We start from the raw sequence: 5,814 nt of genomic DNA on the forward strand, positions 1-5,814 counted from the left end.
CTAAGAGCGAGCGGATCATCATCATCCTAGGGCTGGGTATGCTCCAACCCCGTTGCCTGAGACGATCGCGTGATTGCGCTGAGGACGAGAAGCGCAGCAGCTAAGCAATCGTGCACGCCTTCCGATGGAACCGCTCAGCTTGTGCCTGCGTTGCAAGCCAAATTCAAACGCTGGGGACGATAAATGAGCAGCAATGCTGAATATAGGAATGTGCTCCCGTCAGGCCCGTCGCTGCTTCAGGCAAGCTTAGGCTTCAGTTTTTCTTTCGTAACTCTGATCGGATGCGTGGTTGCGCTTGGCATGGTTGCATAGTGCAGAACCGCATCAATGGGTATGTGCTCAAGGCTCACTGAGCAGCAACGAAAAAGGGGTGCCGGAAGGCACCCCTTTTCGCATCGAACTACGACGGCCCTCAGTAGCCGTAGTAGGGATCGTAGCCGTAGGCCGGAGCCGGAGCGTAGTAGCGGGGAGCCTGACTGGCGGCGATAGCGCCGCCGATGATGCCAAGCGCCGCACCTGCTGCGAGAGCACCACCTACGCCAGAGCCGCGACGGTGGCCGTAGTGGCGGTAGCCACCCCGATGGCCGTAGCCGCCGTGATAGCCGTGTCCGCCACGGTAGCCTGGGCGAGCCTCAGCGGCCGGAGCGACGAGCAGGGAGCCTGCAAACGCGGCTGCAACAGCCGAAAGAGCCAACTTCTTCATAGAGCCTCCTGTGACGCCAGTGGCCTTCGACGCCCGTGGTCGTGCATCTGGTGTGAACCTGACGCGGTTCGGAGAAGGGCGCGGTGCGCATCCTCACCCTACCGAGCACAACCTCGCCATCCACGCCTCAGTTCGTTAAGCTCGGCCGTATCAGCCACGGAGGGAAGCTGTTGCAGTTCATCATCAGAGCGAACACGCCGGACGGACACGTCGCCTATCAGGTGCGGGCACCTGAGACGGCGTTGGAGCGTGCTAGGAGCTTGTAGAGCGACGAGACGCAGGACGTGCAGGTCAGCGATATGCACGGACGCGTCTACGATCCGGACGCCTTCGACCGCTGCTTCGTCCGCTCACACGCGACCGACATCCCTAGTGAAGCCGCGTAGGCGGCGAGGAACCGAGCTTGCGGGTCAGCCCGGCGAGCCGTGGCCGAGCCTCAACAGCGTTGCGAGACCATCGGCGGCCCAGGAATTCGTGGCAGATGCAGCGTCAGAGTCGAAGGCGACGGCAGCGACATGCATGCCTATCACGGGCGCGAAAACCAGCACCATCATGATGACGATGGCGGCGGCGCTGTGATCGCGTCGCGCAGGCGTTGCCGTGCGCGAAAACATGTTTGGGATGGTCATGGCTCACCTCGTCTGACCAGTCGCCAAGGCTGGTCGCGGGCGAGCCGGATCAGACGATCAGGCGCGGATCACGCAGCCAGCCAATGGCGGCAAGGTCGATCGACTACTGTCGTCGGGCATGGGGTTTGTAGGTTCCTATGGAGCCGCCGGGTCGCGCCGCGGCACGAACGACCGGAAGGTCGGACGATGGGGTGCAAGGCCATCTTCGTGACGGCTCAACGCCGGACGACGCAGATTGGATGCACCGGTAAGATGGTGGCCCACAAGTGGCCGCAGCGAACGTCGCTGATCCGCGGCAAACTGCTTCCTCGCCTGGATGGACGTGGATGAGCAGCCACTCCAGAGCATGTACTCCGGTCCACGATGTAGCTCGGAGACATGGCTGGTTGGCCAGCCCGCTCTGGGGATGCATTCGCCTGAAATTAAGCATCCGGCAACAGGTCGCGGTAACGGACTCCGCGCTATCGCTCAGGTTGGAGGTTCGGCGTGGCTGTCGAACCATCGAGCGTCCTGCATGTCCCTGCCGATACCGACACGGTCTCTGGTTCTCTACGCGATAGCGTTCGCCCTCGCCCTCGTCGTGCCGACGTTGATCTTCTGCGCCGTGAGCACGCGGCAGTGGGTGACCGCAGAGCAGGAGCGATATCAGGCGACCACCATCGACCTGATTAAGAGAGCAGCCGACGAGATTGACCGGTTCATCGAAGCCCGGATCAGCATGCTCCAGGCTCTCGCAACCTCGCCCGCGCTCGATGGGGGCGACTTCGCACGTTTCGATCAGCAAGGTCGTGATCTGCTCGAAGCTGAAGGCATCGCGGTGATCCTGCGCGATCCGGCCGGCCAGCAACGAGTAAATACCCGCAAGCCGTTCGGCACACCGCTTCCGCAGACCCCGGCGGATGCCGACCGCATCATGGCTGAGACGAAGAAGCCTTACATCTCCGACCTGACCACCGGGCACATCCTGAAGCTGCCGATGGTGGTGCTGAGCGTGCCAGTCATCCGTGCTGACAAGCTGCTCTACATCCTCGACGCCAGCATGCATCCGCTGGTTTTCGCCGATCTCCTTCAGCGCTCGGGCGTTCGCGCCCCGTATTTCGGCACGATCTCAGATCGTAGCGGCCTCATCATCGCTCGCTCGATCAACAGCAGTTCGATGATCGGCCAACGCGCGCGATGCTTCTCCGAGCACAATCCCGGCCAAGGTACATGGTCCGGCATGGATGCGGATGGCCATCGCATTGCGGTGCACTTCCTGCGCTCGTCGCTTTCCGGTTGGCAGGTCAGCATCGGCATCGACGAGGCTGCTCTCGTCGCCCCGCTGACGCGATCCATCGGCCTGCTCGCGGGCCTGGGTGCTTTCCTCGCGTTCATCGCCGTCGCGGTCTCATTGCCGATCCTGTGCAGGATGCTGGATGCACAGCGTGCAGCCGACGCGGCCACACAGTCCTACGCTGAAGCCGAGGCGCGGCAGCGCATGCTGGCCGACGCTCTGCCGCAGATGGTCTGGGTCATGTCCGGCGATCGGGGCGACGCCACCTACTCGAACCGCCAGTTTCGGACCTTCTATGGCCCCCACGGTGCGACCCGCGCTGAGCGCTTCAGGCGTCTTCATCCTGAGGATAGCCCGCGCTTCGTGGAGGCATGGGACGCCGCCAGAGCCGTGGGTCAGTCCTACGAGATCGAGGCGCGCCTCTGCCGCCGCGATGGTGTCTACCGCTGGCACAAGCTCATCGTCATCCCTGTTCGACGCGATGGAGAGGTGGTGGAATGGCTGGGGACCGCTCTCGACATCGACGACATTCTCACCGCCCGCAGGCAGCTTGAGGAGACAACCGATCTCCTGCGCCTTGCCCAGGAAGCGGCAGAGGCGGGCTTGTGGGAGTGGAACGTGCAGACCGGCATTGTGCGGCACTCGCCCGAAAGTGCCCGCATGCACGGCATACCCGTCGCTCCTGAGGTCGGTTCGGACGGCGTGGTCGAGATGACCATTGCGGAATGGGAGGCGCGGGTCTGCCCGGATGATCTGCCGCAGGTCTGGCGCGGGGTGCGACAGGCCATCGAGCAGCAGTCAACCTACAGCGGCGAGTTCCGGACGGCAGAACCTCTGCCTGGAGGACGACCGCGCTGGGTGCAGGTGTTTGCGCGGGGCATTTTCGACGAGGAGACCGGCGAGGCGATCCGCTTTGTCGGGCTGCATCTCGACACCACACGGCGCAAGGAGGCCGAAGCTCGCATCGAGCACATGGCCCTGCACGATGCCCTGACGGGCCTGCCCAACCGCACCTTCTTCCGCGACCGCCTGAACGATGAGGTCGCCCGGATGAGCCAAGGTGGTGGCCATTTCGCGGTGCTCTGCCTCGACCTCGACCGCTTCAAGGCGGTGAATGACACCTTCGGCCATCCGGCGGGTGATGCGCTGCTGAGGCGCGTGGCTGAGCGCCTGAACCGGATCGTTCGTGAGCGTGGCACGGTCGCACGGCTCAGCGGTGACGAGTTCGTCGTCATCCTCACGGACCTGCCTGACCTCACCACTGCGGGCACCATCGCGCAGGAGATCATCAGCGCGATCCGTGAGCCCTTCTACCTCGACGGGTGCATGGCCCACATCGGGGTGAGCATCGGCATTGCGGCCGGTCCCCAGGATGGCGACGACGCCGATACCCTCTTCAGGAACGCAGACATCGCGCTCTACCGCGCCAAGGAGGCTGGGCGGAACGTGTTCCAGTTCTACGAGTCCGGGATGGACGCCGCGGTGGCCACTCGGAATCTGCTCGAACTCGATATGCGCGAGGCGATCGAAAGCGGCGGGTTCAGCCTGCACTACCAGCCGGTCGTCGATCTCACGAAGGGTGGTGTCGGCGGGTTCGAGGCGCTTCTGCGCTGGCAGCATCCCGTGCGCGGTGCGATCTCGCCTGCCGAGTTCATCTCGATCGCAGAGGAGAGCGGCCTGATCGTCCCGCTGGGTGAGTGGGCGTTGCGTGAGGCATGCTGCGCAGCTTCCTCTTGGCCGAGCGACGTACGTGTGGCCGTGAACGTCTCGGCCGTTCAGTTCCAGCAGCCCGGCCTGGAGCAGAGCGTCGTCAAGGCTCTGTCGGCCGCTGGCATCGCGCCAAGTCGGCTGGAACTGGAGATCACCGAGAGCGTGCTGTTGACCGACGCTGAGGCCGTCATAGCGGTCCTGCATCGCCTGCGTGCGCTTGGCGTTCGCATCGCGCTTGACGACTTTGGCACCGGCTACTCCAGCCTGAGCTACCTGCGCCAATTTCCGTTCGACAAGATCAAGATCGACCGCTCGTTCATCCGCGAGATCGCCGAGCCGAACACCGCAGCAATCATTCGAGCGGTCGTGGCGCTCGGTGGACGCCTCGGCATCGCGATCACGGCGGAAGGCGTCGAGACAGTGGATCAGCTTGAGCGCGTCCGGCTGAAGGGCTGCACCGAGGTGCAGGGTTACTTGTTCAGCCGCCCTCTCCCCGCAGCAGAAGCGCTCCAGTTTGCTCAGAAGGGCAGGCGGGACGCAGCAGCCTGACCGCCTCAATCTTCCAGGATCATGTCCGGCGAGACGATCTGCTCGTCATCCTCGCCTGCCCGAACCTCTTGCGTTGGCCGCGGAGACGGCTTCGTGTCCGCTGGCCGGGCTGAGTCCGGGCCGATGATGTCCTCCGGCCGCTTTAGATCGACCACCTGAGAGTGCGAGGCCGCAACGCGATAGCCGTGGGATTTCGAGGTGCCACGCAGGTCCCAGATGACCCGCGGCTCACCCGAAGATTGTGCGAAAGCGCTTGGCTTAATGCGCAACTCTGATGGAGGGTTCGCGTAGGTGCTCGGCCGTGTCCCGCGTTTCACCGCGCAACTACCTAATCCCCTCAATCGTCGGCCGTGACCTCCGCGCTGCGCGCACTGCTTCTCAGAACGGTGCCGATGGTGCCCTCGGCTTCGGGTCAGCCGCCGATGTCGGCTTCGAGGTCGCGCCGTTGGAAATTGGCTTAGCCGATTGCATGCGACAAATGCTGCCTTCTAGAACAAGGGCTCGGTGATCTCGGCCGAGGTATGCTGTTCGAAAATCTGATCCGGGTAGAGCCATGAGCCGCCAAGGTATCATCCTCGCAGCGGTCATCGCGCTTTTGGGCGCAATCGCATTCGCATACCTACAAATGGCGAAAGAGGCAGGGCGAACAGAGTCCGCAGTGAGCAATCCCTCAACAGAAAAATCATTGTCAGACGCGCAGCGACGTTGACTCCTTGCGAAGGCTCTAGCCGTTAAGCAGAAGTGAAAGCATTATTCGCTGTGCGGCCCTAGACGGCCTATTTATTTGTCGAGCATGCCTCGGGGGCGGGGCGGGCTCTTAGGAAGAGCGATGTTGCTTTTGATTTTTTCCCTGCTCGCCGTGTCTGTTGCTTCAACGGTCGCCTCATTGAGGAAGTCGCAGAGTCAAGCCGTCTACGAGCGTATATCTGGAAGCGCCTTCATCGCCGGGC

3 protein-coding genes are annotated in these 5,814 nt (G+C 63.2%); 1 reads left to right on the plus strand and 2 read right to left on the minus strand.

Annotated features, from left to right (window positions below):
* Positions 1-412: 412 nt before the first annotated feature.
* Complete coding sequence (locus MOX02_RS29035) at positions 413-703, minus strand: hypothetical protein (RefSeq protein WP_147029255.1); 291 nt, start codon at positions 701-703, stop codon at positions 413-415.
* Between the two features lie 410 nt (positions 704-1,113).
* Complete coding sequence (locus MOX02_RS29040) at positions 1,114-1,332, minus strand: hypothetical protein (RefSeq protein WP_147029256.1); 219 nt, start codon at positions 1,330-1,332, stop codon at positions 1,114-1,116.
* A 514-nt stretch (positions 1,333-1,846) separates the two neighbouring features.
* Here MOX02_RS29040 and MOX02_RS29045 point away from each other — a divergent pair.
* Positions 1,847-4,864: a bifunctional diguanylate cyclase/phosphodiesterase gene (locus MOX02_RS29045; RefSeq protein ID WP_170268043.1), complete on the plus strand. Its 3,018-nt coding sequence runs from the start codon at positions 1,847-1,849 to the stop codon at positions 4,862-4,864.
* Positions 4,865-5,814 lie beyond the last annotated feature (950 nt).

Origin of the sequence: Methylobacterium oxalidis (genome assembly GCF_007992195.1) — a bacterium.
GTDB classification, from domain to species: domain Bacteria; phylum Pseudomonadota; class Alphaproteobacteria; order Rhizobiales; family Beijerinckiaceae; genus Methylobacterium; species Methylobacterium oxalidis.

Excerpts from the sequence above, each read along its gene's own strand:
- MOX02_RS29040 (WP_147029256.1), bottom strand. The coding sequence starts at position 1,332 with ATGACCATCCCAAACATGTTTTCGCGCACGGCAACGCCTGCGCGACGC.
- MOX02_RS29045 (WP_170268043.1), top strand. The coding sequence starts at position 1,847 with ATGTCCCTGCCGATACCGACACGGTCTCTGGTTCTCTACGCGATAGCG.
- MOX02_RS29035 (WP_147029255.1), bottom strand. The coding sequence starts at position 703 with ATGAAGAAGTTGGCTCTTTCGGCTGTTGCAGCCGCGTTTGCAGGCTCC.